Below are 24,090 nucleotides of genomic sequence, written 5' to 3'. Positions count from 1 at the left end.
GCCAGGTCCTGAGCCTACTCTTTGCCCCAGCGCGGCCTGCGCATCGAAAAGACCTCGTTGACGCTGGCATAGTCCATGTAGCCCAGACGAGCTACATTGCCGGCCTTGGTGATGTCGAACATGCCGTCTTTCAGGAAAGCGTCGTCGATATGCACGCCGATCACCTCACCGGCAACGACGACGGCGCTCGTCGGCGATCCGTCCAGCGCCTTTGGGCGAAACACTTCCGTCACCCGGCATTCGAGCGCCGCGGGTGCCGCCGCCACGCGCGGCGGCCTGACGAGACGCGAGGGCGCCATGGCGAGATCGGCATAGACGAATTCGTTGACGCCACGCGGCGCGTCGACTGACGTATAGTTCATCTTCTCCGCAAGGTCGCGGCCGACCAGATTGGCGACGAACTCGCCGCTTTCCACGGCGAACGAGGCGCTGTCCTTCTCGCCCTCGGAGGAGAACCAGACGATAAAGGGCCGCGTCGAGACCGCGTTGAAGAAAGAGTAGGGTGCGAGGTTGATCTCGCCTGCCCCATTCAGCGTCGAGATCCAGCCGATCGGACGCGGCGCCACGATGGCCTTCGAAGGATCGTGCGGCAGTCCGTGCCCTTTGGATGGCTCGTAGAACATTCAGCCCGCCCAAGGCCCGGCGTAATCGGCATAGAGCTTTGCCGAATCGGGCCGTGGCCGCTCCGGCGCCGGACCGGCATAGGAACCCATGTGGATAAAACCGACAACGCGCTCCTGCGGCGCCAGTCCAAGAATCGCCCTGCCCTCCGGCACGTCGGAATACCAGTTGCTGATCATGTTCGTGCCATAGCCCAGCGCATTGGCCGCGATCATCAGGTTCATCGCCGCCATACCTCCTGACAGGAACATCTCCCATTGCGGGATTTTTGGGTTCTCCCTGGGAATTGACACGACACCGATCACCAGCGGCGCGCGCGAGAACCGCGCCAGTTCCTGGTTGCGACGGCCCTCGGGCAGCGGACCTTCGCGCTGCTCGGCCAAGGCTGCCAGCTTTTTACCGATCTCGATGCGGGCTTCGCCGCGATAGAGGATGAAGCGCCAAGGTTCGAGCCGTCCATGGTCGGGCACGCGTGAGGCGGCGGCAATCATTGTCGCGATATCGGCGTCGCTGGGCGCCGGCTCCTTGAGGTCGGGGATAGGCGCTGAATTTCGGGTCAGCAGGAAGTCGATGATCGGCGACGCCATGGGCGCAAGTCTCCTGGCACTCTGTTTTGAGTTGAAGCGCACCATCGGGAATTCGGGCGGCTCGGGCAAAGGCGCGCTAGCGCCGGGCTGAAGAGTCACGCACCGGACTCTTAAGCCTTGAAATTGCCACCGCCATGGGCTTCAACGCAAGGCATGTTTGAGGGGCGACTGCGTCTTTTCCTGATCCGGCTCTGCGCCGCGCTGTTCCTGCTGCCGGCCTCCATGGCTGTCGCGCAGGAAAAGGACGGCGTCAGCGACCTGAAACTTCCCGGAATTTCGAGCTATGCGACGCCGAAGAGCGAGACTCCGCTGGCGCTTGGCGGCGGTGGCGCCATCACCCTGTCGGCCCAGTTGACCAACAAAGGCACCGACATCACCCGCGGCCTCGTCTGGCGTGTCTTCAAGCCTGAAGCCGTCAACGGCAAATTGCCGATGGTCGCCTCCGCGCATGGCGGCAGCGCCGTCTTCCAGCTCGAACCCGGCAGTTATCTGGTCCACGCCTCCTACGGTCGCGCCGGCGCCACCAAGCGCATCACCGTCGGCAAGGAAGCCAAGCGAGAAAGCCTGGTGCTTGATGCCGGCGGCCTGAAGCTCGACGCGGTTCTGTCCGGCGGCGTGCGCATTCCGCCGAAAAGACTGCGCTTTTCGATCTATGAGGGCACCGCCGACGCCAATGGCGATCGCGCCCTAGTCATTCCCGATGTCGAACCCAACAGCGTCGTGCGGCTCAATGCGGGCATCTACCACGTCGTCTCGACCTATGGCGCGGTCAACGCCGTCATCCGATCCGACATCCGTGTCGAGGCCGGCAAGCTGACCGAAGCCACCGTCGAGCATCACGCCGCCGAAATCACCATGAAGCTGGTGCGCGAGGCGGGTGGCGAAGCGATCGCCGACACCTCCTGGTCGCTGCTCAACGAATCCGGTGATCCGATCAAGGAAACCGTCGGCGCCTTCGCCTCGATGGTGCTGGCCGAAGGCGACTACACCATCATCGCCAAGAATCGCGACCGGATCTACCAGAAGGATTTCACGGTCGTTGGCGGGCAGAACCAGGAGATCGAGGTTCTCGCTACCGAAGCAGCGGCCATGGATCCGGAAGAAGGCGCGGACTAAAGCAATTCCAGCAAAAGTGCGAAGCGGTTTTGCGTCCGGAATTGCGTAAAAGCAAAGAGATAGAGCATTGGAGGCGATCTCGTTTTCGCCGGAGATGCTCCTTCAGGCAGCCAGCTTGGTCCGCGCCGGAAGGAACGGGATGCGACGGCGCGGCAGGGCCGGAGCCAAGTCGAACACACCGCGATAAAGCCGGTCGAGCAACGCCTTGCGATCGCGCAACGGCTCCAGTTCGCTCCAGCTGAGTACATTGCCGACGCGCACCTCGATCGCCTTGCCGGACAGCCGCGCGAATTCACGGATGAGCAGCGAGGTACGCAGGGTCAGCGAGGCCTTGCCGACGAATTTGGCCACACGCCCGTCGCGCTCGGTCATGTTCATCGGGCCGCTGACCAGATGGAAAAGCCTACCGTTCTGGCCGGAGAAATGCATGGGAATGACCGACGCCTTGGCTTCCTGGACGAGACGGGCCGGAAACATCTTCCATGGCAGATCGCGCGCGCGGCCAAAACCCTTGGGCGCGGTGGCGACGCCGCCAGCCGGAAACACAATGATGGTGACGCCCTCCTTCAGCAGCCGCACCGCTTCATGGCGCACCGCCATGTTGTTCTTCACCGCGTCCTTGGTCTCGGAAAAGTCGATCGGCAGCGAATAAGGCTCCATCTCGCGAATCCTGAGCAGATCCTTGTGGATCATCACCCGGAAAGGTCGCCCGAGTTGCTCTGCCAGTGACAGCACCGCGATGCCGTCGCCGATGCCGAAGGGATGGTTGGCAACGATCACCAGCGGCGTGTCGGGCAATTGCGCTGGCGGCCATTGGTCCGGGGTTCGCACGCCCACATCGATGAGGTCCAGCATGCGGCTGAACACACGCTCACCGGTCGGCACAACCTGATGGCGCCAGAATTCATAGAGCGCGGCGAACCGGTCGCGGCCCGAAAGGCCTTCCACCGAATGAATGAACCAGCGCGCCAGAGCCGGCTGGTGCGGATTGGCGTAAGAAAGCTCGGGGAACGATCGTTCGCGCGATTTCAGCTTGAGCATAAGGGCTCGTTACAACGTTGCCGTGACAGGGATATGAAAACGGCGGTGGATCGCTCCACCGCCATTCGATCGAGAACACTTCGAATCAAGCAGCACGCTTGCGTCGGCGATCAGGTGTGATCGCTTCTTCGGTCAGCCGTTCGATTGCTTCGGCAAAGCCAAGCGATTCCTGGTCTCGCGAACCGAGCCGGCGGATATTGACCGTCTGCTCCTCCGCCTCGCGTTTGCCGCAGACGAGGATGACCGGAACCTTGGCCAGGCTGTGCTCCCGGACCTTGTAGTTGATCTTCTCGTTGCGCAGGTCGGCTTCCGCCAACAGCCCTGCGGCCTTCAGCTTCGCGACGACCTCGGTCGCGTAACTGTCGGCGTCCGAAGTGATCGTCGCAACCACCACCTGCAGCGGCGCGAACCACAGCGGGAAATGGCCGGAATAGTTCTCGATCAGGATGCCGAGGAAACGCTCCATCGAACCGCAGATCGCGCGGTGCACCATGACAGGCTGCTTCTTCTCCGAATCCGAGCCGATGTAGAATGCGCCAAAACGTTCCGGCAGGTTGAAGTCGACCTGCGTCGTGCCGCATTGCCATTCGCGGCCGATCGCATCCTTCAGCACATATTCGAACTTCGGCCCGTAGAAGGCGCCCTCCCCCGGGTTGATCGAGGTCTTGATACGGTTGCCGGAGCGCGTCCTGATCGTCTCCAGCACGCTGCCCATGATCGCCTCGGCATGATCCCAGGCCTCGTCGGTGCCGACACGCTTTTCCGGCCGCGTCGAAAGCTTGACGCTGATTTCGTCGAAACCGAAATCGGCATAGGTCGACAGGATCAGGTCATTGATGCGCAGACACTCGGAAGCCAGCTGTTCCTCGGTGCAGAAGATATGCGCATCGTCCTGCGTGAAGCCGCGCACGCGCATCAGCCCGTGCAGCGCGCCCGACGGTTCATAGCGATGCACATTGCCGAATTCCGCAAGCTTTACGGGCAGGTCGCGATAGGATTTCAGCCCATGCTTGAAAATCTGCACGTGACCGGGGCAGTTCATCGGCTTCAGCGCGAAGACGCGGTCATCGTCGGTTTCATCGCCTGCGACCGTCACCTTGAACATGGCGTCCCGGTACCAGCCCCAATGGCCCGATGTCTCCCACAGGCTCTTGTCGAGCACCTGGGGTGCATTGACCTCCTGATAGCCCTGTTCGTCGAGCCGGCGGCGCATGTAGTTGACCAGGTTCTGGAACATCTTCCAGCCCTTGGCGTGCCAGAAGACGACGCCCGGCCCCTCTTCCTGGAAATGGAACAGGTCCATTTCGCGGCCAAGCTTGCGGTGGTCGCGCTTCTCGGCCTCCTCCAGCATCATCTGGTAGGCTTCGAGCTGCGCCTGGTCGGCCCAGGCCGTGCCATAGATGCGCGTCAGCATCGGATTGTTCGAGTCGCCGCGCCAATAGGCGCCGGCCACCTTCATCAGCTTGAAGGCGTTGCCGATCTGCCCGGTCGAGGCCATATGCGGACCCCGGCAAAGATCGAACCAGTCGCCCTGCGCATAGATCTTGAGATCCTGATCCTCGGGAATGGCGTCGATCAGTTCGAGCTTGTAGCGCTCGCCCTTGTCGGCGAAGACCTTTTTTGCCCTGTCGCGCGACCAGACCTCTTTGGTGAACGGCTTATTGCGTGCGATGATCTCGCGCATCTTCTTCTCGATCACCGGGAAATCATCCGGGGTGAACGGCTCGTTGCGGGCAAAGTCGTAGTAGAATCCGTTCTCGATCACCGGCCCGATGGTCACCTGCGTTCCCGGCCATATCTCCTGAACGGCTTCCGCCAGCACGTGCGCGGTGTCATGACGGATGAGTTCCAGCGCACGCGGGTCTTCGCGGGTGATGATCTCGACCTTGCCGGATTTGCCCAGGGGATCACTGAGGTCGCGCACGGTGCCGTCGATGGCATAGGCCACGGCCTTCTTGGCCAGCGACTTCGAGATCGATTCGGCAAGCCCGGCGCCGGTCATCGCTGCGTCGTAGTCGCGCACCGAGCCGTCGGGAAATGTCAGGGAAACGGAATTCAGCATATGTATCTCCTATCCAGTCCCGCAAACGAGCGCGGGTGGTCGTGGGTAAAGCCGGATGCGTCCGGTAGCGGGCGGGTTTTAGAGGCAGCATTGCGTCAGGTAAAGAGCGGCAATTGGCGCAGCCGTCAGGAAATGTCGCGGACGCTTCGAAAATGCAGGACTTCAACTGGAATCATCAGCATGGAAAACGCCACACCCAGCAGAACCGCCCTTGGCGTCGCACGCATGAGGGCTCTCCATCAGTTTTCACCACAGGCAGGGCTGTTTCGCGATCCCTACGCGATCGCGATTCTGGGTGAAGCTGCTCCCACGGCACACGAGCTTGAGCAGGAGGACGAGCGCCGCCGCCGCATGCGCCTGTTCGTCACCGCGCGCGCCCGGTTCGCCGAGGACTGGCTGGCCGCGGCGGTCCGTCGCGACATCCGGCAGCTCGTCGTGCTTGGCGCCGGCCTCGATACGTTTTCACTGCGCAACCCCTATCCGGATCTCAGGGTGTTCGAAGTCGACCACCCAGCCACCCAAGCCTGGAAACGCAAATGCATTGCCGAAAGCGGGCTTGTCGAGCCGCCCGCCACCACATTCGTGGCGGTCGATTTCGAGCGGCAAAGCCTGTCCACGGAACTGACTGCGGCCGGTTTGCGATCGACCGAACCCAGCTTCTTCATCTGGCTCGGGGTCGTGCCCTACCTGACGCAGGAAGCGATTTTCGGAACACTGTCGTGGATTGCCGGCATGCCAGGTTCCGAGGTCGTGTTCGACTATAGCGAACCGGCTGAGAATCACGATGCGGCAGGACAGGCCGCCCTGGCCGTCCGTGCGGCGCGCGTCGCCTCTATCGGGGAACCGTGGATCAGCTTCTTCGTTCCCACCGAATTGGCGAAATCACTGAACGCGCTTGGGTTCGACGACATCGAGGATCTCGATAGCAGCGATATTGCCGCTCGCCTCACCGGGGCACCGAAGGGAACGGCGAGCAGTTCCGGCGGCCACATCATCCGTGCGCACCGAAGCGCTTGACCGGATTATTTCACCAGCAGCGGCAGATCCTTCAGGAACGCGGCCCGCGTCTTGAGCCCTTTGGGCATATCGGTGCGAGCGGCATCGACAACCAGGCGCGCGAAGACAATCTGCTGACCATCCTTCTTCGCCCAGCCGACGAACCAGCCGAGCCAACGCATATCCCTGATCTTGTCGGCATCGTTAGCCAGCCTTGTACTGCCGGTCTTGCCTTGCACGGTCCAGTCTCCGGCCTGGAATGTCGGGATTATGGCCGACGTCATGTCGTAGGCCTTGGCTGAAACCGGCAGCTTGCGGCCCAGCAGCTTGCGCAGGAAATCGACCTGCTCGACCGGCGTGATCTTGAGCGAGGAGTTCACCCAGGAATGGGTCAGCCCGTCATGCTTGCCGGGATCGCCGGAAACGTCACCGTTGCCGTAACCGAATCTAGAAACATAGCCGGCGAAATTCTCAGCCCCAAGCCGACGCGTAATCTCCCGAGAATACCAGATGATGGAATCGCGTTCCCATATCACCGGATCGACGGTCTTCCGATCCCGCTTCACCGCGTTGAATTCGGGTTTATAGTCCCAGCTTGGCGTGTGCTCGTCGCCCAGGATGCCGGCGTCGTAGCCGATCAGCGAAAGCGGCACCTTGAACGTCGAAGCCGGGCTGAAGCGCTGGTCACACACCCCTTCCTGGTAAAGCGTCTTGCCGGTTGCGGCATCGGCGATCAGCGTGCACCGCACATCCCTGAGCGGCGCTGACTGCGCGCGCATCGGAAATCCCAGCAGCCAGGCGAGCAGGAACAGGACTCCGGCAAAGATGAAAGGAAGACGGTCGACGTTGCGCATGGGATGCTCACTCCAGGAGGGGTTCGCGAGCGGGCTTAGCGGGGTCTCTTGTCTCGATTTTGTCTCAAATGCGCAGTTGTCGTGCAGGCTTGCGTTAACCCTACCGGATCGTAAACCGGAGCGGCGCGACCAGCGCCTCACCCTTACGCTTCGCCGCGCTTACGGCCGATCCGCCAATACCGCCACGGCAAGAACCAGACGTAGCGGGACGCCAGCACCTCCGGCACGAGGTCGATGCCGTGCGTGCCGAATGGGCCGCAGCGCAGCACGCGGAACAATCCCATCCAGCCGCCGGCCCAAAGGCCATGGCGGGCGATCGCCTCATGCGCGTATTCCGAACAGGTCGGCAGATGCCGGCAGGAATTGCCGACAAAGCCGGACAGCGTCAGCTGGTAAAGCCGCACGAGCGACGTGCCGAGCAAGCGGCCGGGCGTCTTGCGCCACGGGCCGGGCCAGTTGCGGCCGCGCCTCGACGCTTCGGCTGTATGCGCATGCCCGTGCTGTTCGCCCACTGCGATCTCCGCGTTTCCAGCTGATAGATGTGAGCTTCCGCCGAAGAACGCAATCCCGCTTGCCCTGCCGTCACAGATGGTAACGGCGAAATGGCCGCCGGGCGGCCGGAGGTGTCCACCGGCCGGGGGGAGCCCACTCGTCGTGATGCCTTGCATCGCGCCTTTCGTCACGCCATTGAAACGTCGCGACCCGCATGACATCGCCGAGAATGTCTAGGAACTGCATCATGCTCGTATCTCCTTTGACGGGATTAGACCGCTGCTGGCCTTCGCCTTCAAACGAGTATAATTTCCACTTCGGATAATCCTGGGTTATGCGAAGATGAAGCGAGGACGCCTGCCCCTGACTGCATTGAGGAGCTTCGAGGCGGCTGGCCGGCATTTGAGCTTCAGCAAGGCCGCCGAGGAGCTTTTCGTCTCGCAGGCGGCAATCAGCCGGCAGATCCGCGAGCTCGAAACCTTCCTGCGCCAACCGCTTTTCGAACGGCACTATCGCCGCGTCGAACTGACGGATGCGGGCCGCCGGCTGCTTGCTCAACTGGTCAAGAGTTTCGATGCAATCGACCGCCTGCTCGGTGATCTGGCCGCCACCCCGGCCCAGTCCGTGGTTCGCGTCAGCGTCGAGCCTTCGCTCGCAGCGGTGTGGCTGGTGGCTCGGCTCAATCGGTTCCGGCAGTTGCGGCCCGATATCGACGTTTCCCTCGAAGTCGACCCAAAGCTGATCGAGTTCCGCGGCGACCAGCCCGAACTCGCCTTGCGTTTCAGCTCGAGCGCGACGTCATGGCCCCGTAGCGAGGCCGAGCGGCTGGCCTCGACAGTGGATTCGCCGGTTCTGTCGCCGGCGCTGCTTTCATCAGGCCCGGCGCTCGAGAAGCCGGCCGACCTTGCTCGCTACACCCTTTTGCACGAGGAAAACCGCCAGGGATGGGCGCGCTGGTTCGAGGCGGCAGGCGTATCCGCTGATACCGTGCCCGCGCGCGGCCCCATGCTTGCGGACGCCTCGCTCTCGAAGCAGGCCGCGCTGCTCGGCCATGGGGTGGCGCTGGGCGATCTCCTGCAGATTGGCGACGAGCTGGCAACCGGGGCGCTGGTCAAGCCATTCGACATCGACGTCGCGTCCGGCGCCTATTGGCTCGTGGCAAGGCGTTTGAGCGATTTGTCGGAGCCAGCCGCGGCCTTCGCCGATTGGGTCAGAAGCGAATTCGCTGAGAGCAGGCGCGCGCTGAAAGCTTCGGCCTGAGCCCCTGCCTTGGCAGGATCCAGCTACTTTGCCTTCTTGTATTTTTCGAGAAGTTTATCGAGGTCGATGCCGTGCGTGCCGAATGGGCCGCAGCGCAGCACGCGGAACAACCCCATCCAGCCGCCGGCCCACAGGCCATGGCGGGCGATCGCCTCATGTGCGTATTCCGAACAGGTCGGCAGATGCCGGCAGGAATTGCCGACAAAGCCGGACAGCGTCAGCTGGTAAAGCCGCACGAGCGACGTGCCGAGCAAGCGGCCGGGCGTCTTGCGCCACGGGCCGGGCCAGTTGCGGCCGCGGCTCGACGCTCCGGCTGTATGCGTATGCCCGTGCTGGTCGCCCACTGCGATCTCCGCGTTTCCAGGTGATAGATGTGAGCTTCCGCCGAAGAACGCAATCCCGCTCGCCCGCGTCACGGGTGGTAACGGCGAAATGGCCGCCGGGCGGCCGGAGGTGCCCACCGGCCAGGGGGGAGATCGCGGCCGCCAGCGGCGTTTTCCGACGGCACCATCAAGACGTAATTAGCGACGATCTACGACAAGACGGGAACGGGCGGCCAGCGGGAGCTTGAACTGCTGATACGCGAGCTGTCGCCACCGCTGCGCTCGCGCTGACCCTGGCCTTCATCCATCCCGCTTGCGGTTCCCCGAGCCTACTCCTCGGTCGGCATATGCAGGTACATCGACTGGATGCCGACCCTGCCCGGGCCGGTGAAGCGGTTGACGATGAAATTCATATTGGCACCGAAGAAGCCGCTCGACAGCCGATCGATCTTGGTTTCCATCCTGACCGAGGCATCCTTGAACAGCCAGCCGCCGGGTTCGATGTCTATGGTTTCGCCTGGAGCGAGCGTCTTTTCAAACACGTTGCCATAGCCGTGCAGCCAGACGATGCCGTCACCGGTGTCGCCGCGAAACCGGTCGATAAAGAAGCCGCTTTGGCCGAACAGCATCGTCGCCAAGCCGCGTACGCGCTCGAACGTGTAGTCGACATTGCCGGTGGCGGCCAGAAACTGGTGCTCGCGCACCTGGATCTCCTCGCCTCGCCGCAAGTGAATAGGCACGATGTGACCCGGCCCGTCGCGGCTGAACGCAATGATGCCCGCCCCCGACGCCTCGGTAACGAAGATCTGCATGCCGGCCATCATGCGCTTCAGCGCACCCTTCAGCGATTTCAGGCCGATGGTGATCGTGGAATTTTTCCACAGCAGGATGTGGTGCTCGAAATAGACGGGCATCCGCGTCACGTCGACGGAAAGCACAGGCACCAGTTCGCCCGCTATGTGATAGGTGACGCCACCAAAGGTTTCGTCCGACACCTCGGTCGGCATCAGTTCCGGCAGACTTGGCATGGCTCCCCCAAAGCCGTCCTGCGCGCCGGCTTATTCCGGCTTCGCGCGGGTCGGCCTAAGCAGCTTTGGTGCCGGACGTCAGGGCCGTCAAACGAAAACAGACCCCGGGTCGTGCGCTCGCGCGAAGGTGATCACGTGCTCAGGCGGCAAGTACCCGTTCATAGATCAGCGCCGGGATGGCCGAGCCGGCGGCCCCGCAATTCTCGGTGCGGCCGGCCTGGACGAAGCCATTGGCCTGATAAAAGGCAACGGCGCGGGTGTTCTTCTCTTCCACTTCGAGCCGAATCCGGTGGGCCTCCGGAAAGCTCTCGATGATTTCGTCGAGGAGCATGCCCCCAATACCTCGGCCCTGCAGCGAGGGAAGCACGTAGAGCTGCCTGAGCATGACCACGCCGCCGTCGCCGACGGCTTCGGCAAACGCCATGCCGCCAATGCGCTTGCCGTCATCGGCAACGAGGAACTCGCTGCTCGGCTTAGCCAGCCTCGCCTTCAATGAGGCGATGGAGTGCCATTCATTGGTGATCTCGGTGACCCGCTCGGCACCGCAAATCGCGTCATAGGTGGCATGCCAGGTCTCGACCAGCAACGCCCGTACGGCTGCGAGGTCGCGGTCTCCGGCGGTGCGGACGAACATACCTTTACTCGATACCCAGCTTGGCCTTGACGAGGTCGTTGACAGCCTGCGGATTGGCCTTGCCGCCGGTCGCCTTCATCACCTGGCCGACGAACCAGCCGGCCATCGTCGGCTTGGCGCGTGCCTGTTCGACCTTGTCGGGATTGGCCGCGATCACCTCGTCGACCGCCTTCTCGATGGCTCCGGTGTCGGTGACCTGCTTCATGCCGCGGGTCTCGACCAGTTGGCGCGGATCGCCGCCCTCGTTCCAGACGATCTCGAACACGTCCTTGGCGATCTTGCCGGAGATGGTGCCCTCCTTGATCAGGTCGATCACCGCACCGAGTTGGTCAGGCGAAACCGGAGCGGATTCAATGTCCTTGCCGGCCTTGTTGAGAGCGCCCAGCAGATCGTTGATGACCCAGTTGGCGGCGAGCTTGCCGTCGCGCCCGGCCGCCACCTTCTCGAAATAATCGGCGATCGGCTTTTCCGACACCAGGATCGCTGCGTCGTAGGTCGAGAGGCCGAGCGAGGAGATCAGCCGCATTTTCTTGTCATCGGGCAGTTCCGGCAATTCCTTGGCCAGGGCATCGACATAAGCCTGGTCGAATTCCAGCGGCAGAAGGTCGGGATCGGGGAAATAGCGATAGTCGTGCGCCTCTTCCTTGGAGCGCATCGAGCGCGTCTCACCCTTGACGGCATCGAACAGCCGCGTTTCCTGATCGATCTTGCCGCCGTCCTCGAGGATAGCGATCTGCCGGCGCGCCTCATAGTCGATGGCCTGGCCGATAAAGCGGATCGAATTCATGTTCTTGATTTCGCAGCGGGTGCCGAATTCGCCACCTGGCCGGCGCACCGAGACGTTGACGTCGGCGCGCAGCGAGCCTTCGTCCATGTTGCCGTCGCAGGTGCCGAGATAGCGCATGATGGTCCGCAGCTTGGTCACATAGGCCTTTGCCTCGTCGCCGGAGCGCAGGTCGGGTTTCGATACGATCTCCATCAACGCCACGCCGGAGCGGTTGAGGTCGACATAGGACATGGTCGGATGCTGGTCGTGGATCGACTTGCCGGCATCCTGCTCCAGGTGCAGGCGCTCGATGCCGACCTCGATGTCCTCGAACTCGCCCTGGCGGTCGGGACCGACCGAGACGATGACCGTGCCCTCGCCGACGATCGGCTGTTTGAACTGCGAGATCTGGTAGCCTTGCGGCAGGTCCGGATAGAAATAGTTCTTCCGGTCGAAAACCGACTTGTGGTTGATCGCCGCCTTCAGCCCCAGACCGGTGCGGATCGCCTGCTTGACGCATTCCTCGTTGATGACAGGCAGCATGCCGGGCATGGCCGCATCGACCAGGCTGACATTGGCATTTGGCGCGGCACCGAAGGCGGTCGAAGCGCCGGAGAACAGTTTTGCTTCCGAGATGACCTGTGCGTGCACCTCAAGACCGATGATGATTTCCCAGTCACCGGTGCCGCCGGAGATCAGACGTTTTGCATCAGGGGTGCGAGTGTCGATAAGGGACATGACGGCCTACAGATTTGAACTTCGGAATATGCACGTAACGCATATTTTTGGTGTGGAACTTCGCTAGTGCAAACTGTCTTGCGAGACAAGCGCAAAGCCGCAGTCTGGCCTTCCCGGCCGTTTTCCCCTATAGGACACTCATCCCAATGGAGAGTGGATGTCCACTTACGCTCAGTCCCGGTAAGGCCCTGACCTCGTAGCGAGGCAGGGCAGAAAACTTGAAACCCCGTGCCGCGAAGCTTCGCGGCGGCGGCATTTTTTGTTTTCCCGGAAACTCTCTCATGGATATTTCGCGCACTGAACAGCGCATCCTGCACCTGCTCGCGCAGGGCGGACGCATTGAAATCGAAAAGGACGACAGGAAAGGGATCGCATCGGTCAAATGTCTGACCCGCGACGGCTGGCATTATCCCGATGTCGATCTCGACCTGTTTCGAAAATTGAAACGCAAGAAGGCGGTTTCGTCCTCTGGGGGCGGGCCTTACCGCATCACAAGGCGCGGGCTCGCACTCGTCCGCTCCGAACTCGACAACAGGTAGTCTTGGTGCCGCCGGCCGGCATTCGGCCGGCGGTTCCCGTCACCGCTCAGGCGGTGGCGATGTAGGCCCGGATTTCCGCGGCCTCGCGCTCGACGTCCTCGATGCGGCGTTTGACCACGTCGCCGATGGACACGATGCCGTCCAGCAAGCCGTCCTTTTCCACCGGCAGATGGCGGAAACGACCCCTGGTCATGATCTCCATCACCTCGTTGACTGTGTGGTTTTCATTGCAGATCTTCACCTTCGGCGTCATGGCCGAACGCACGGGGATATCGAGCGCGGCGCCGCCTTCCCTGGCAAGCACGCGCACGATGTCGCGTTCCGACAGGATGCCGACGATCTTGCGATCGCCATTGGTGATGACCAGCGCCCCGATCCTGTGCTCGGAGAGGATTCGGATGGCTTCGCTCAGTTTTTCGTTCGGCCCGAGCGTCAATACGTCATGGCCTTTTTGCTCGAGAATGGCCTTAACCGTCATGGCGTCCTCCTCTATTTGCCAACCGGTTCCTGCCCTGACCGGCTTTCACATAAGAGTGAACATCGTGCGCCGTGATCGGTTGCATTTCAAGTCCGGTCGGAGGTCTCCCAGTCAGGCGCTTGCCATCCCCTGTCGAACCGGCGCAGGCCGAAAAAGCCCGCGAGAAAGCCGCCAATATGCGCCTCCCAGGCGATCTGGCCGTCGATGCCCGGCGCGAATCCGAGAAGGCCGGTGGCGAGATTGATGATCATCCACATGGCCAGGAAAATGACGACGCCGCGCGAACGCAGCACGATCGCGACCGGCAGCACCGGGCCGGCGAAAGCGGCCTTGCCGGCCGAGCGGTCGGTGCGGAAACCAAAACGCGCCGCAGCCCCCATCATGCCCGATATGGCGCCCGATGCGCCGACCAGCGGCGCTTCTCCATAGGGATGCATTGCCCAGAAGAGCGCCACCGAAGCCAGTCCGGTGGCGGCAAAAAACAACGCGAACCGGAGCACGCCGAGACGATTGGCCAGCGGCGAGCCAAATGCGGCGAGCCAGACCATGTTGATGGCGATATGGGCAAAGCCGCCATGCATGAAGGCGTAAGTGAAAGGCCGGGTGAAAAGGAACCAGTCGAAGCCGTATTGGCCGGTATAGAGGACCGGAATGAAAGCCCCATCATACAGCAGCGTCATCTGCTGGGCGTCGTTCAGCACATATTGCTGCAGCAGATAGACGATCGCGCAGATGCCGATCACCGCCAGCACGATCGGCGGCAGGTTGAACACCGGCTCACGCGCCGGTGGCGGCATGGTTTCGGCCGTTTCTGGCTCGGACGGATATTGCGGTTCGCTCATCTGCAATCGCACTCGATATTGGTTCGCTCTGGGCTGGTTCGGTCTGGCGTGGTTCGGTCTGGCCAGCATCTAGATCACCGCCGATGGAACCGCAAACGGCGAATCGTCCCGCTCCGAATCAGGGACGCGAATCAAAAAAGAAGCCGTCCAGGGTTTCCCCTGGACGGCCGGTCGAGCCCCCTGCTCCCCTAAAACTCTTGACTGAAGTGCTGCCGATCGTCGCGAAACGACCGCTTCTGGAGTGGCTTTTGTGTGCCACACGGCTTGCCAGGGCGCAACGTAAACCAATTGTTAACCTTAACGGCCCCGACCCGTGAACAAGTGTTAACGACGCTGGCACGCTTCCTGCTCCCCAACGCATGTAGGTCATCGGAGGGCGCCCTTCTGTTCACCGATGGGACATCAGACGACAGAATGCGCGGAGCTTTTTAGTATGAACCAAAACGGATCGATCACGCTGTTCCACTATTGGAACCGCCTGCGTGACGGACGCCCCGCTCCGAAGCGATCGGAAGTCGAGCCGGCCGATATCAAGTCGCTGCTGGCCGATACGTTCATCCTGGAAAGGGACACGCGCGGGCAGCCGGTATTTCGTCTGGCCGGCACCAGGCTCTGCGCCTGCTACGGCCGCGAACTCAAGGGGTTCTCTTTCCCCTCGCTATGGCGCGAGAAGGATCAGCGGCTGGTTTCGCGGCTGATCCACGGGGTCTTCGACCAGAAATCCGTCGTGCTGATCAATTTCGAGGGCTTCAGCCGCAACGGCCGCTCCAACAAGTTCGAATTGCTCGCCTTGCCGCTCGATGGTGGTATTGAAAATCCGCGCTGCCTCGGCGTGATCAGCGCCGTTGAGAAGCCGTTCTGGCTGGGCGCCGATCCGATCACGGACGCCTTGATCGATTCCATACGCGTCATCGACCCGGAGAAAGAGCTGCTGAACAACCGCCCGGCGATCGACGTTCCCTCGCTCGTTCCCGACGAAATCGGGGCGCCTGACACGATCTCGGCGCTTGGCCGGGCGCGCCGCATTCGCCATCTCGTCGTCTTCGACGGCGGGCGCGAAGATAGTTGATGATCACACAGTCCCGCGGGCTCGTTTTTCCCCTTTGTTAACCCGCTTTGTTGTACTTCTCTGACGAAGTCCCTTGCATCGACGCGCGGGATGCCAAACGGGGTGTAGGCAGTCATGAGGTCAGCGGCGGTCGACTACGCGCCGTCCCAAGCTGAAAGGCGTAACTTTCAGCGCGTCCGGGTCAAGATATACGGACGATTCATGCTGGAGGACCGCACCGAGCACCCGTGCCAGGTCGTCGACATGTCGCCCGGCAACGTCGCACTTCGCACCGACCGCATCGGCATGCCCGGCGAGAAAGTCATCGCCTATATCGATCATATCGGCCGCATCGAAGGTGTTTTGACACGCACGCTGCCGGACGGCTTCGCGATGACGGTGATTGCGTCCGACCGCAAGAAGGACAAGCTCGCGGCGCAGTTGACTTGGCTTGCCAACAAACACGAGCTCGACCTGCCGGAAGACCGCCGCCACGAGCGCGTCTCGCCACGCAACCCGACCAGCGTGCTGCAGCTCACCGACGGCCGTCAGTATCAGTGCCGGATCATCGATCTGTCACTGTCCGGCGCCGCGATCGAGATCGATGTCAAACCGGCGATCGGCGTCCAGGTCATGCTCGGCACGATGCGCGGCCAGATCGTCCGGCATTTCGAAGACGGCGTCGCCATCGAATTCGCCGTCATCCAGCGCCCCGAAACGCTCGATTCCGAATTCAACACGCCGCGCGCCTGATCCGGCCGCAAAGCACGCCCATCAAGCCGGCCCTCGCGGCCGGCTTTTGATTCCGGTGTGCGGCGGTCGATATGTCCTCGGATGGCAGGTTCCACAGTTTCAGAAATGGTCCGCGCGAGGCCGAATTCGCAGAAAACCAGCCCAGCAATCCAAACAATTCAATACTCAAATGATTCAAATTTTATGTTTATTCTACGGGCGTTTTACTTAAAATCTACTTCGCGTTTTTGCGTCGAATAAATCCACATGTGGCAATGTCTCCTTCGAACGGGGAGACTGAATAATGAAAAAAGCGAGGGGCAAGCTGTTGCTGATGGCAATGGCGATGCAGCTTTCCGCCTGGGGGTCAGCATATGCCGCGGGACCGGCCTATATGCATACCGGCGGACGCACCACGCAGCCTGTTGGCCATTATGAATTCTGCCAACGCATTCCTGGCGAATGCAACGAGAAGACCCCCAAGGGAGAGCCGGTCGACCTGACCCGCAAGCTATGGGCGACGATCGTCAGCGTCAACAATTCGGTCAACACCCGCGTCAAGCCGCGCACCGACATGGAAAACTACGGTGTCGAGGAATACTGGGCCTATCCGGACAATGGCTATGGCGATTGCGAGGACTATGCGCTGGAAAAGCGCCGCGAGCTGATGGATGTGGGCGTGCCGGCCGGCGATCTTTTGATGACGGTTGCGCGCCAGCCGAACGGCGATGGCCACGCGGTGCTGACCGTACGCACCAGCCTCGGCGAGTTCATCCTCGACAATCTGGAAACCAAGGTGCTGTCCTGGACGGATACCGACTACACCTATCTCAAGCGTCAATCGACGGAAAATTCCGGCGTTTGGGTGACGATCAACGACGGCCGTTCCGACGCGGTCGCCAGCGTCCGCTGAGGACGCCAACAAGGTCAGGCGCGTTGCACGACGCGCTGAACGAGAAACCCGGTCGAGTCCCCACCCTCCCCGTCCCCAACGACCGGGTCAAAGGAGCCGGCCCCGTCCCCGGGCCGGCTCCGCCATTTCCGGAGGGAAGCTGCTAAGACTGACCCGATGACACGTGGTGCATCGCGCCGCCCCTGCCTTTCCACGCGCAACAGATCGATGCACAATCGGCCGTTTCGTTTCCTGGATCATGGCGATGCTGGAAATCCCGGACGATCGATGCGAGCGCCACCGGCTGTTCAAGGCAATCGACGATGCCTCGCGTGCGGGATGCGCCTTGGGTGGTCATAATGATTCCTTTGTGAAGACGGGCACGCTGTGAATTGCGGGCACGAAAGTAAAATGTGCGACGCGGGCGCTGTGAATCAGTTATCGATGTTGGTGATTGCCGGCGGTAACCTTTGAGTTGAGCGGTCAACAGACCGTACTCTCGCGGATGGCGGTCGAGCATTTATGCTTGGCTGGAGTGGCGGGCTTACTCCCGCTTCAACAAGCAGGAAGGCGTCAACAATGAAAACGTTGAGGTCAAAAGTCGTTAGTGTGCGGGCCTATCTCCGCTTCAGGCTTGGGCGACTTGAGCATGTGTGTGCTCACTTTCGTTCCGTGCCTAGCCAATTGGCATTCGACTTTTAGTATCAGCTTCGCAAACTGAGAGCGCCGCCGGCAATCACCAAGAAAGTAGGGAAGAACCCGATATGACGTCTGACATTTTAAACACGATCGGACTGACTATGGGCATGGTTGGCGTTGCGCTTATTTTCTTTTGGGGGCCACCACTTCCTGATTTTGACGATGGCGTCAGCTTGGGTATTGAGCCTGCAACCGTGCTTACTGATGGAACGAAAATTAGCGACATCATTGCCGCCAATCAGCGTCGAAAGCTAAGGCATCAGATTATTTCGAGCATTGGTATGGGTTTGATCTTTGTGGGTTTCGGTGTCCAGGTGCTGGCAATCTGGTTGCCTCAACTTCGCACTGCCTGATCGCGCCGCTGACTCACAATGAAAATCCTCTTTGTCCGCGAGTTGCGCGTAACGGGTAGCCGGGAACCATAAGCGCAACCGGTGGCCGAAGGCGTGCGTCGGCCGAGAGTTCAGACCTTCTTCAGCCCCGCCTTGAAGCGCCTGGCGTTGGCGACGTAGTGCGCGGCCGAGGCCCGCAGCCGCTCGACCGCCGCGTCGTCCAGCACCCTGATCGCCTTGGCCGGCGAACCGACGATCAGCGAATTGTCCGGAAACTCCTTGCCTTCGGTGACCAGGGCGCCAGCGCCGACGAGCGAATTCTTGCCGATCCTGGCGCCGTTCAGCACGATGGCGCCCATGCCGATCAGGCTGTTGTCTCCGATCGTGCAGCCATGAAGCATGGCGCGATGGCCAATCGTACAGCCCTGTCCGATGGTCAACGGAAAGCCGGGATCGGTGTGCATGACGGCATGTTCCTGCACATTGGTGTCGGCGCCGATGACGATGGGCTCGTTGTCGCCCCTGATAACGGCGCCGAACCAGAAGCCTGCATTGCGGCCGATCCTGATGTCGCCAATCAGCGTGGCATCGGGCGCGATCCAGTTCGAGTCCGCGTCGGCGAAGCTCGGCTCCGCTCCATCGATCGCATAAAGCGGCATTGTCGGTCTCCGAATCGTCTCAGGCTGGAAACCCTAGGAGACGGACCGCCCATGAAGCAATGGCGAGCACGACGATGCCCAGCGCCAGGGACCAGGCAATAGCGGTGCAGCCGCATGACAAGAGCGCCGCTGTCGAAATGCGGTTCTGGCGCCGCGCATCAAGGGCATCGTTGACCAGCATGAACGGCCCGGCGCCGGCAGTGGCAGCCAGTGAGCGCAGCACATGCGAGGGCGACACGTAGGGCTCGGTGAAGGCGACCTTGCGACCCGATACCAGTTCCATTGTCGAACCGGTCAGCCCGCAAACCGTCAGCCCGACGACAAAAGCGAACAGCAAGAGCTCCATCTGGGCCATATTAACCCTCCATTTACCATGAAATCGCACAGTCGTTTCAGGACGGCAGCAAGAGCCGTGCCGTGCGATGTGTGCCGTCAAGAGACACCCGGATGCGGACACCCGGATGGCGAACACTCGGATGGCGGACACTCGGATGGCGGACAGGTGGTGGGACGAGGACCGAAATGAAGCAGGCAGCGATCGCCGACGGCCCAGAACTCACCGTGGTCGATTCCATGCTGATGAAGCGGGTGTTCTACGCGTTCGCCGCACTTGCGTTGCTGTCGATAGTCATCAGCCTTGGCGGCAAATGGTTCGGCCGTTCCATTGCCATGGCCGGCTACACCGACGACGCGACCGTGCGCGCGGTGGTGATCGGCAACAACATCATCACCGTGCCAGCCAATTTCATCCGGTTCGAGCAGGCCCGGCGCGACGGCATCGCCTCGCGCCTCGACCTCTATTTGCGCTATCCCCAGATGGACGGCTACAGCGAGGCGTCGCGCGATGATTTCAATCACGCCGGGGCCAACAGGAACATCATCTTCCTGTCCTTTGAGCAGCAGATGATGTCGCGCGATATGAGCGGCCGGTTCGGGCCGATCTACAGCGCGCTGATCGTCCAGCCCGGCATTCCAGGACCTGGCGGCACGACGGTCTATGGGTTCAATGAGAAATCAGGCTATCTGAACGAGGTGCTGGTCGTCGGCAAGCGTGGGGGCAAGGACCCCTTCGTGGCCCGCTGCCTCAGCGGGCCGAGCGCCGGCGAATCGCTGGCTCCTTGCGAGCGGGACATCCATGTCGGGGATGATCTCAGCCTTACCTATCGCTTCCCGAAGGAATTCCTTGGCGACTGGCAGACGCTCGATGCGGCGATCGCGGCCGAGGCGGGGCGAATCCTGAAGACCGGACATTGACCGGCTGAAAGCGGCCCGGCCGCGCTCGACGCGGCCTGCCGTGGCATTGCTGGCTCAGGCCAGGTCGATGTCCAGGATCGCCATCGAGAAATTATAGTCGCCATCGTCCTCGTCCTTGAAGACGATGCCGAGGAATTCGTCACCGACATAGACTTCGGCCGAATCTTCCTTGCGCGGCCGTGCCTTGACCTCAAGTTTGGGGTTCTGGAAGACGCGCTTGAAATAGGCGTCCAGCTTTCTGATTTCGTCCGGCTTCAACAGTCTTCTCCGATCATCGGCTTGCTCGTTTGAACGGCGCTTCTGGCACGTCGACAATGGCGATGTAAAGGCAAGCCGGCCTTATTGCACCGGAAGCGGCAGCACCACCGGGCAAATCGCAATCATGCCGGGCAACTGCCAGCAAATCAGATATCGAAACTGATCACGTGGTCCATCTTCTGCGACGGCAGAAGCTGGTCCATCTGGCGCGAAGGCTGGTCGCAACCGGTCTCGCCGACCACGCGGGCCGGCACGCCGGCAACCGTCTTGTTGTGCGGCACAGGCGACAGCACCACCGATCCGGCGGCAATCTTGGAGCAATGGCCGACCTCGATATTGCCGAGAATCTTGGCGCCGGCGCCAATCAGCACGCCATAGCGGATCTTGGGATGGCGGTCGCCACCGGCCTTGCCGGTACCGCCCAGCGTCACGCCGTGCAGGATGGACACATCGTCCTCGATCACCGCGGTCTCGCCGACGACGAGGCCGGTGGCGTGATCGATGAAGATACCCTTGCCGATGCGCGCGGCCGGATTGATATCGGTCTGGAAGACCGCGGACGAACGGCTCTGCAGGTAGAGCGCGAAATCCTTGCGGCCGTGGTTCCACAGCCAGTGCGCCAGCCGATGGGTCTGGATGGCGTGAAAGCCCTTGAAATAGAGCACCGGCATGATGAACCGGTCGCAAGCCGGGTCGCGGTCATAATAGGCCTGGATGTCGACGCGCACCGTGGTCGGCCAGTCCTTATCGTCGGCGAGCATCGACTTGAAGGTCTGGCGGATGAGATCGGAGCCGATATCCTGATGGGCAAGCCGCTCCGCGATCCTATGGACGACAGCCTCTTCCAGGCTCTCCTGGTTGAGGATCGTCGAATAGAGGAACGCGGCCAAAAGCGGGTCGCGGTTGACCGCTTCCATCGCTTCGTCGCGGATCGAACGCCAGATCGGATCGACCGGCTGCAACGCGCTTTGGCGGGAAATGCTGATGCTGTTCATCGACGTCTCGTCCTGCGTCCTGCTAGTCTGCTGTCATCGGGGCCGCACATATAAGCCAGATCATAGCACGATTGAACTCAATTTTCCTTAGTGCTGTGTCAAATGGATTTGGTTCGCGGGAATTCAAGCAGCCATGGAAAACGAACCCTTGATCGACGACGCCCTGAAAACCGAACTTTCGGCGCTCTACGCCGCCGAGGAACGCCACTATCACAACCTCGCGCATATCGAGGCAATGCTGGCGCTTGCTCGCGACTATCGGGGAGAGCTCGGCGACCCCGAAGCCGTCGAAGCGGCGATCTGGTTCCACGACGCCATCTACGACAGCAGGGCCAGGGACAATGAGGCGCGAAGTGCCGCCCTCGCCGAGCAAAAGCTCGCCGGCCGCATCGATGCCGGCCGCCTGGGCCGCATCAGCGCTATGATCCTCGCCACCGCCACACACCAGCTGCCGCTGTTCGACGACGCGGCGGCGATACGCGACGCCAGCCTGTTTCTCGACATGGATCTGTCGATCCTGGGTGCCGCGCCTGAGGCGTTCGACGCCTATGAACGCGCGGTCCGCCGCGAATATGGCTGGGTGGAGGAGCCGATGTGGCGTGCCGGCCGCGGTGCGGTGCTGAAGACCTTCCTTGCCCGACCGCATATTTTTCACACGCAGGAGTTCCGGCAGCGCTTCGAACCGCAGGCAAGGCTGAACATTGCGCGGTCGCTGCAAGCCTTGACGTAGCTTAGTTTCGGAATCCGAGGCGCCTCGTCCCCAGAAACCGGCCCCTCAGAGCGGATTTTCGGCGTAGAACTCCAGCACCCGTTGCTTGAAGGTCTTGTCCCCGACGGCCAGCATATGGTCGCGGCCCTCGATGTGGAAGGCCCTGGCGTTGGGCATCAGCGCCGCAAGCTCGTCCGGCGATCCGCCAATGTCGTCGGTGGTACCGACCGCGACCAGCGTCGGCTGGGCTATGCGGGCAATATCCTCTTCACCAAGCAATTCTCGTGAGGTGACGATGCAGGCGGCAAGCGCTCGGCGGTCGCTGCGGGTCTGGTCGGCGAAGGCGCGAAAAGAGCGGCCGCGCGGATGGGTGGTCGCGGCCGGATCCTCCGCAAGGAGAGCGGCGGCGATCGGATCCCAATCGCCGACGCCGTCAATCATGCCGATGCCGAGGCCGCCAAAGACCAGCGTCGCCACCTTGTCCGGGTCGGACAGTGCCAGGAAGGCAGAAATTCGCGCGCCCATCGAATAGCCCATGACATGGGCCCGTTCGATGCCGAGATGATCGAGCAAGGCAGCGGCATCCGAAGCCATTTTCGCGGGTGTATAATCGGCCTCGTCGTAACTCTTGGATGACGAGCCGTGGCCGCGATTGTCGAAGGCGATGGCGCGATAGCCGGCATCGTTGAGCGTCTTGAACCAGCCGGGCGACACCCAGTTGACATAGTGGCTCGAGGCGAAGCCATGGATCATCAGCACCGGATCGCCCTCGCCCGATGCCGGTTGGCGGTCGAGGAAGGCTAGATCGAACCCGTCATGGGAGAAAAACTGCATCGGAAGGCGGTCCCGGCGCTCAATCAGAATCGACGTTCGGAGAATCGCCCTTGTCCGCGGGCGGCATGCCAGGACCCGGAGCCGTGCCGATCGCCGGATGGCGCAGCAGATCGCCATCCGCGATGCCGTCCCTGGCGGCAGTGCCAGCCTTGAGTTCGAGCACGAAGCGGACCGGCTCGCCGGGCGAGACGATCGCCTCGGATTGCGGCTCACCCTGCTTGATCGCGCGGATCCTGCCGTCTTGACCGACAAAGATCAGATCGAGCGGCATCGGCGTATTCTTCATCCAGAAACTGACGTCGCGTGTCTCGTCGAAAACGAACAGCATGCCATGATTGGCGGCCATGTCCTCGCGAAACATCAGGCCGGCTTCCCGCTCGGCCTCGGTATCGGCGACTTCGATCGAGAAGGAGCGTTTGCCATTCTTGGTCACAACGACCAGCGGCGCGGGATCGACCGGAAGGATCATCGCCCGGCCATCGGCCGCGCTGGGTACCTGGAAATAGAAGAAGGCGGCTGCAGCGACTATGACGGCGGCCACAGCGCATACCACGCCCCTCGTCAGCCCGTTCCTGTGTCTCATATGAAATCCTCGGCCGGATCGCCCTAGTGCGAGACCGGCAAGGTGCCCATATCGGGGTGAATTTCGGCAGCCATAAGGCCTTTGTCACCGCGGCCGAAACGGACAAGTACGACCTGGCCCGGCCGAAGCTCGGTGATGCCGTAGCGGCGCAAGGTCTCCATATGAACGAAAATGTCCTCGGTGCCCTCGCCGCGCGTCAGGAAGCCAAACCCTTTGGTGCGGTTGAACCATTTGACCAGAGCGCGTTCGAGCCCGCTCTCCGGCGTCACCGAGACATGGGTGCGCTGTTCCTGCATTTCCGCGGGATGAACGGCGGTGGTGACATCCATGGAAAGCACACGGAAGGCCTGCAGCCCGCGCTCGCCCTGCTTCACAAGACAAACCACGCGCGCGCCTTCCAAGGCTGTCTGGAAGCCGTCCCGTCGAAGACAAGTCACATGGAGGAGGATATCGCCCGAAACACCGTCATCCGGAAGGATGAAGCCATAGCCCTTGGCCACATCGAACCACTTGATGGCGCCGGCAATTTCAACGAGGTCGGCGGCGTCGCCGCCCTCGTCGCGTGTCAAGGCGTCGCCAAGGGTATTGGCCCGCCCCGTCAAAGAGGCCTTTTCCCCCATAAGAATGCCCCCTTTATTCAAGAACACCGCAACTGATTCTTGACACCAGATTAACACCGCGCCTTCCGGTGTGTGCAAGACCTGACGTGCCTTTTTTC

30 protein-coding genes are annotated in these 24,090 nt (G+C 61.8%); 11 read left to right on the top strand and 19 right to left on the bottom strand.

Features of this window, described 5'->3' with window-relative positions:
• Positions 1-14 precede the first annotated feature (14 nt).
• Positions 15-623, bottom strand: a complete 609-nt coding sequence (locus O7B34_RS07250) for a flavin reductase family protein (RefSeq protein ID WP_337145454.1) — start codon at positions 621-623, stop codon at positions 15-17.
• Entirely contained in the window at positions 624-1,208 is a 585-nt protein-coding gene (locus O7B34_RS07245; protein WP_337145453.1) for a nitroreductase family protein, read from the bottom strand.
• Between the two features lie 153 nt (positions 1,209-1,361).
• Between O7B34_RS07245 and O7B34_RS07240 the strand changes: the two genes are divergently transcribed.
• A complete protein-coding gene (locus tag O7B34_RS07240; protein ID WP_337145452.1) occupies positions 1,362-2,324 on the top strand; it encodes a hypothetical protein in 963 nt (320 codons plus the stop codon).
• 102 nt (positions 2,325-2,426) lie between these two features.
• On the opposite strand, the gene O7B34_RS07235 is transcribed toward O7B34_RS07240, so the two are convergent.
• Positions 2,427-3,365 carry a lysophospholipid acyltransferase family protein gene (locus O7B34_RS07235; protein WP_337145451.1) on the bottom strand — a complete coding sequence of 313 codons (939 nt, stop codon included), beginning with the start codon at positions 3,363-3,365 and terminating at the stop codon, positions 2,427-2,429.
• Between the two features lie 85 nt (positions 3,366-3,450).
• On the bottom strand, positions 3,451-5,427 hold the full coding sequence (gene thrS / locus O7B34_RS07230) for a threonine--tRNA ligase (RefSeq protein ID WP_337140511.1): 1,977 nt from the start codon (positions 5,425-5,427) through the stop codon (positions 3,451-3,453).
• 180 nt (positions 5,428-5,607) lie between these two features.
• Here thrS and O7B34_RS07225 point away from each other — a divergent pair, with 180 nt between their 5' ends.
• Entirely contained in the window at positions 5,608-6,444 is an 837-nt protein-coding gene (locus O7B34_RS07225) for an SAM-dependent methyltransferase (protein WP_337140512.1), read from the top strand.
• A gap of 5 nt (positions 6,445-6,449) precedes the next feature.
• Here O7B34_RS07225 and blaOXA read toward each other — a convergent pair whose 3' ends face one another.
• Both blaOXA and yidD (O7B34_RS07215) read right to left on the bottom strand, forming a co-directional pair.
• The gene (gene blaOXA, locus O7B34_RS07220; protein ID WP_337145450.1) at positions 6,450-7,277 is read right to left on the bottom strand and encodes a class D beta-lactamase; all 828 of its coding nucleotides are present in this window, start codon (positions 7,275-7,277) and stop codon (positions 6,450-6,452) included.
• Positions 7,278-7,420: 143 nt separating this feature from the next.
• Positions 7,421-7,789: a membrane protein insertion efficiency factor YidD gene (gene yidD / locus O7B34_RS07215; RefSeq protein ID WP_337145449.1), complete on the bottom strand. Its 369-nt coding sequence runs from the start codon at positions 7,787-7,789 to the stop codon at positions 7,421-7,423.
• 322 nt (positions 7,790-8,111) lie between these two features.
• Here yidD (O7B34_RS07215) and O7B34_RS07210 point away from each other — a divergent pair, with 322 nt between their 5' ends.
• On the top strand, positions 8,112-9,029 hold the full coding sequence (locus O7B34_RS07210) for a LysR substrate-binding domain-containing protein (protein ID WP_337145448.1): 918 nt from the start codon (positions 8,112-8,114) through the stop codon (positions 9,027-9,029).
• 23 nt (positions 9,030-9,052) lie between these two features.
• Here O7B34_RS07210 and yidD (O7B34_RS07205) read toward each other — a convergent pair whose 3' ends face one another.
• From yidD (O7B34_RS07205) to gatB, 4 genes are all read right to left on the bottom strand, one after another.
• On the bottom strand, positions 9,053-9,373 hold the full coding sequence (gene yidD / locus O7B34_RS07205; protein ID WP_337145447.1) for a membrane protein insertion efficiency factor YidD: 321 nt from the start codon (positions 9,371-9,373) through the stop codon (positions 9,053-9,055).
• A gap of 308 nt (positions 9,374-9,681) precedes the next feature.
• Entirely contained in the window at positions 9,682-10,380 is a 699-nt protein-coding gene (locus tag O7B34_RS07200) for an AIM24 family protein (RefSeq protein WP_140503516.1), read from the bottom strand.
• A gap of 139 nt (positions 10,381-10,519) precedes the next feature.
• Positions 10,520-11,014 (bottom strand): GNAT family N-acetyltransferase, encoded by a 495-nt coding sequence (locus O7B34_RS07195; RefSeq protein WP_337145446.1) that lies wholly within the window; start codon positions 11,012-11,014, stop codon positions 10,520-10,522.
• 4 nt (positions 11,015-11,018) lie between these two features.
• Positions 11,019-12,518, bottom strand: coding sequence for an Asp-tRNA(Asn)/Glu-tRNA(Gln) amidotransferase subunit GatB (gene gatB / locus O7B34_RS07190; RefSeq protein ID WP_337145445.1), 1,500 nt, complete (start codon positions 12,516-12,518; stop codon positions 11,019-11,021).
• Positions 12,519-12,799: 281 nt separating this feature from the next.
• On the opposite strand from gatB, the gene O7B34_RS07185 reads away from it, so the two are divergent.
• On the top strand, positions 12,800-13,057 hold the full coding sequence (locus tag O7B34_RS07185) for a YjhX family toxin (RefSeq protein ID WP_337145444.1): 258 nt from the start codon (positions 12,800-12,802) through the stop codon (positions 13,055-13,057).
• Positions 13,058-13,103: 46 nt separating this feature from the next.
• Here O7B34_RS07185 and O7B34_RS07180 read toward each other — a convergent pair whose 3' ends face one another.
• Positions 13,104-13,535 (bottom strand): CBS domain-containing protein, encoded by a 432-nt coding sequence (locus O7B34_RS07180; RefSeq protein WP_337140517.1) that lies wholly within the window; start codon positions 13,533-13,535, stop codon positions 13,104-13,106.
• A gap of 86 nt (positions 13,536-13,621) precedes the next feature.
• A complete protein-coding gene (locus O7B34_RS07175) occupies positions 13,622-14,377 on the bottom strand; it encodes a rhomboid family intramembrane serine protease (RefSeq protein WP_337145443.1) in 756 nt (251 codons plus the stop codon).
• A gap of 433 nt (positions 14,378-14,810) precedes the next feature.
• Here O7B34_RS07175 and O7B34_RS07170 point away from each other — a divergent pair, with 433 nt between their 5' ends.
• From O7B34_RS07170 to O7B34_RS07150, 5 genes are all read left to right on the top strand, one after another.
• Positions 14,811-15,446 (top strand): PAS domain-containing protein, encoded by a 636-nt coding sequence (locus tag O7B34_RS07170; RefSeq protein ID WP_027145032.1) that lies wholly within the window; start codon positions 14,811-14,813, stop codon positions 15,444-15,446.
• Between the two features lie 114 nt (positions 15,447-15,560).
• Positions 15,561-16,178, top strand: a complete 618-nt coding sequence (locus tag O7B34_RS07165) for a PilZ domain-containing protein (protein WP_015318053.1) — start codon at positions 15,561-15,563, stop codon at positions 16,176-16,178.
• 283 nt (positions 16,179-16,461) lie between these two features.
• Positions 16,462-17,070 (top strand): transglutaminase-like cysteine peptidase, encoded by a 609-nt coding sequence (locus tag O7B34_RS07160; RefSeq protein ID WP_337145442.1) that lies wholly within the window; start codon positions 16,462-16,464, stop codon positions 17,068-17,070.
• A gap of 244 nt (positions 17,071-17,314) precedes the next feature.
• A complete protein-coding gene (locus O7B34_RS07155; RefSeq protein ID WP_337145441.1) occupies positions 17,315-17,440 on the top strand; it encodes a hypothetical protein in 126 nt (41 codons plus the stop codon).
• Between the two features lie 373 nt (positions 17,441-17,813).
• Positions 17,814-18,101: a hypothetical protein gene (locus O7B34_RS07150; protein ID WP_337145440.1), complete on the top strand. Its 288-nt coding sequence runs from the start codon at positions 17,814-17,816 to the stop codon at positions 18,099-18,101.
• A 110-nt stretch (positions 18,102-18,211) separates the two neighbouring features.
• On the opposite strand, the gene O7B34_RS07145 is transcribed toward O7B34_RS07150, so the two are convergent.
• Positions 18,212-18,739: a gamma carbonic anhydrase family protein gene (locus O7B34_RS07145; RefSeq protein WP_337145439.1), complete on the bottom strand. Its 528-nt coding sequence runs from the start codon at positions 18,737-18,739 to the stop codon at positions 18,212-18,214.
• 19 nt (positions 18,740-18,758) lie between these two features.
• Positions 18,759-19,094, bottom strand: a complete 336-nt coding sequence (locus tag O7B34_RS07140) for a DUF6949 family protein (protein WP_337106995.1) — start codon at positions 19,092-19,094, stop codon at positions 18,759-18,761.
• 167 nt (positions 19,095-19,261) lie between these two features.
• Here O7B34_RS07140 and O7B34_RS07135 point away from each other — a divergent pair, with 167 nt between their 5' ends.
• Positions 19,262-19,993, top strand: coding sequence for a hypothetical protein (locus tag O7B34_RS07135; RefSeq protein ID WP_337145438.1), 732 nt, complete (start codon positions 19,262-19,264; stop codon positions 19,991-19,993).
• 54 nt (positions 19,994-20,047) lie between these two features.
• On the opposite strand, the gene O7B34_RS07130 is transcribed toward O7B34_RS07135, so the two are convergent.
• Positions 20,048-20,251: a DUF3126 family protein gene (locus O7B34_RS07130; protein WP_006200852.1), complete on the bottom strand. Its 204-nt coding sequence runs from the start codon at positions 20,249-20,251 to the stop codon at positions 20,048-20,050.
• A gap of 146 nt (positions 20,252-20,397) precedes the next feature.
• On the bottom strand, positions 20,398-21,246 hold the full coding sequence (cysE, locus tag O7B34_RS07125) for a serine O-acetyltransferase (protein WP_337145437.1): 849 nt from the start codon (positions 21,244-21,246) through the stop codon (positions 20,398-20,400).
• A 133-nt stretch (positions 21,247-21,379) separates the two neighbouring features.
• Between cysE and O7B34_RS07120 the strand changes: the two genes are divergently transcribed.
• Entirely contained in the window at positions 21,380-21,976 is a 597-nt protein-coding gene (locus O7B34_RS07120) for an HD domain-containing protein (protein ID WP_337145436.1), read from the top strand.
• Between the two features lie 45 nt (positions 21,977-22,021).
• Here O7B34_RS07120 and O7B34_RS07115 read toward each other — a convergent pair whose 3' ends face one another.
• The 3 genes from O7B34_RS07115 to O7B34_RS07105 are packed head-to-tail and all read right to left on the bottom strand — an operon-like array spanning position 22,022 to position 23,992.
• Positions 22,022-22,789, bottom strand: a complete 768-nt coding sequence (locus O7B34_RS07115; protein ID WP_337145435.1) for an alpha/beta fold hydrolase — start codon at positions 22,787-22,789, stop codon at positions 22,022-22,024.
• Between the two features lie 19 nt (positions 22,790-22,808).
• Positions 22,809-23,372: a DUF192 domain-containing protein gene (locus tag O7B34_RS07110; protein ID WP_337145434.1), complete on the bottom strand. Its 564-nt coding sequence runs from the start codon at positions 23,370-23,372 to the stop codon at positions 22,809-22,811.
• A gap of 23 nt (positions 23,373-23,395) precedes the next feature.
• Positions 23,396-23,992 (bottom strand): cold-shock protein, encoded by a 597-nt coding sequence (locus tag O7B34_RS07105; protein ID WP_337140567.1) that lies wholly within the window; start codon positions 23,990-23,992, stop codon positions 23,396-23,398.
• Positions 23,993-24,090 lie beyond the last annotated feature (98 nt).

The sequence above is a fragment of the Mesorhizobium sp. Cs1299R1N3 genome, from assembly GCF_037179625.1.
GTDB classification, from domain to species: domain Bacteria; phylum Pseudomonadota; class Alphaproteobacteria; order Rhizobiales; family Rhizobiaceae; genus Mesorhizobium; species Mesorhizobium salmacidum.
The sequence above is the reverse complement of the archived record's forward strand: the minus strand, read 5'-3'. Positions and strand labels throughout refer to the sequence as shown.

Coding starts and splice junctions, on each gene's coding strand:
- O7B34_RS07180 (WP_337140517.1), bottom strand. CDS start 13,535: ATGACGGTTAAGGCCATTCTCGAGCAAAAAGGCCATGACGTATTGACG.
- O7B34_RS07135 (WP_337145438.1), top strand. CDS start 19,262: ATGAAGCAGGCAGCGATCGCCGACGGCCCAGAACTCACCGTGGTCGAT.
- O7B34_RS07250 (WP_337145454.1), bottom strand. CDS start 623: ATGTTCTACGAGCCATCCAAAGGGCACGGACTGCCGCACGATCCTTCG.
- O7B34_RS07225 (WP_337140512.1), top strand. CDS start 5,608: ATGGAAAACGCCACACCCAGCAGAACCGCCCTTGGCGTCGCACGCATG.
- thrS (WP_337140511.1), bottom strand. CDS start 5,427: ATGCTGAATTCCGTTTCCCTGACATTTCCCGACGGCTCGGTGCGCGAC.
- O7B34_RS07245 (WP_337145453.1), bottom strand. CDS start 1,208: ATGGCGTCGCCGATCATCGACTTCCTGCTGACCCGAAATTCAGCGCCT.
- blaOXA (WP_337145450.1), bottom strand. CDS start 7,277: ATGCGCAACGTCGACCGTCTTCCTTTCATCTTTGCCGGAGTCCTGTTC.
- O7B34_RS07175 (WP_337145443.1), bottom strand. CDS start 14,377: ATGAGCGAACCGCAATATCCGTCCGAGCCAGAAACGGCCGAAACCATG.
- O7B34_RS07165 (WP_015318053.1), top strand. CDS start 15,561: ATGAGGTCAGCGGCGGTCGACTACGCGCCGTCCCAAGCTGAAAGGCGT.
- O7B34_RS07115 (WP_337145435.1), bottom strand. CDS start 22,789: ATGCAGTTTTTCTCCCATGACGGGTTCGATCTAGCCTTCCTCGACCGC.
- O7B34_RS07210 (WP_337145448.1), top strand. CDS start 8,112: ATGAAGCGAGGACGCCTGCCCCTGACTGCATTGAGGAGCTTCGAGGCG.
- O7B34_RS07110 (WP_337145434.1), bottom strand. CDS start 23,372: ATGAGACACAGGAACGGGCTGACGAGGGGCGTGGTATGCGCTGTGGCC.
- O7B34_RS07200 (WP_140503516.1), bottom strand. CDS start 10,380: ATGCCAAGTCTGCCGGAACTGATGCCGACCGAGGTGTCGGACGAAACC.
- gatB (WP_337145445.1), bottom strand. CDS start 12,518: ATGTCCCTTATCGACACTCGCACCCCTGATGCAAAACGTCTGATCTCC.
- O7B34_RS07185 (WP_337145444.1), top strand. CDS start 12,800: ATGGATATTTCGCGCACTGAACAGCGCATCCTGCACCTGCTCGCGCAG.
- O7B34_RS07160 (WP_337145442.1), top strand. CDS start 16,462: ATGAAAAAAGCGAGGGGCAAGCTGTTGCTGATGGCAATGGCGATGCAG.
- O7B34_RS07140 (WP_337106995.1), bottom strand. CDS start 19,094: ATGGCCCAGATGGAGCTCTTGCTGTTCGCTTTTGTCGTCGGGCTGACG.
- O7B34_RS07240 (WP_337145452.1), top strand. CDS start 1,362: ATGTTTGAGGGGCGACTGCGTCTTTTCCTGATCCGGCTCTGCGCCGCG.
- O7B34_RS07120 (WP_337145436.1), top strand. CDS start 21,380: ATGGAAAACGAACCCTTGATCGACGACGCCCTGAAAACCGAACTTTCG.
- O7B34_RS07155 (WP_337145441.1), top strand. CDS start 17,315: ATGCTGGAAATCCCGGACGATCGATGCGAGCGCCACCGGCTGTTCAAG.
- O7B34_RS07170 (WP_027145032.1), top strand. CDS start 14,811: ATGAACCAAAACGGATCGATCACGCTGTTCCACTATTGGAACCGCCTG.
- O7B34_RS07145 (WP_337145439.1), bottom strand. CDS start 18,739: ATGCCGCTTTATGCGATCGATGGAGCGGAGCCGAGCTTCGCCGACGCG.
- O7B34_RS07235 (WP_337145451.1), bottom strand. CDS start 3,365: ATGCTCAAGCTGAAATCGCGCGAACGATCGTTCCCCGAGCTTTCTTAC.
- cysE (WP_337145437.1), bottom strand. CDS start 21,246: ATGAACAGCATCAGCATTTCCCGCCAAAGCGCGTTGCAGCCGGTCGAT.
- O7B34_RS07105 (WP_337140567.1), bottom strand. CDS start 23,992: ATGGGGGAAAAGGCCTCTTTGACGGGGCGGGCCAATACCCTTGGCGAC.
- O7B34_RS07195 (WP_337145446.1), bottom strand. CDS start 11,014: ATGTTCGTCCGCACCGCCGGAGACCGCGACCTCGCAGCCGTACGGGCG.
- O7B34_RS07150 (WP_337145440.1), top strand. CDS start 17,814: ATGACGTCTGACATTTTAAACACGATCGGACTGACTATGGGCATGGTT.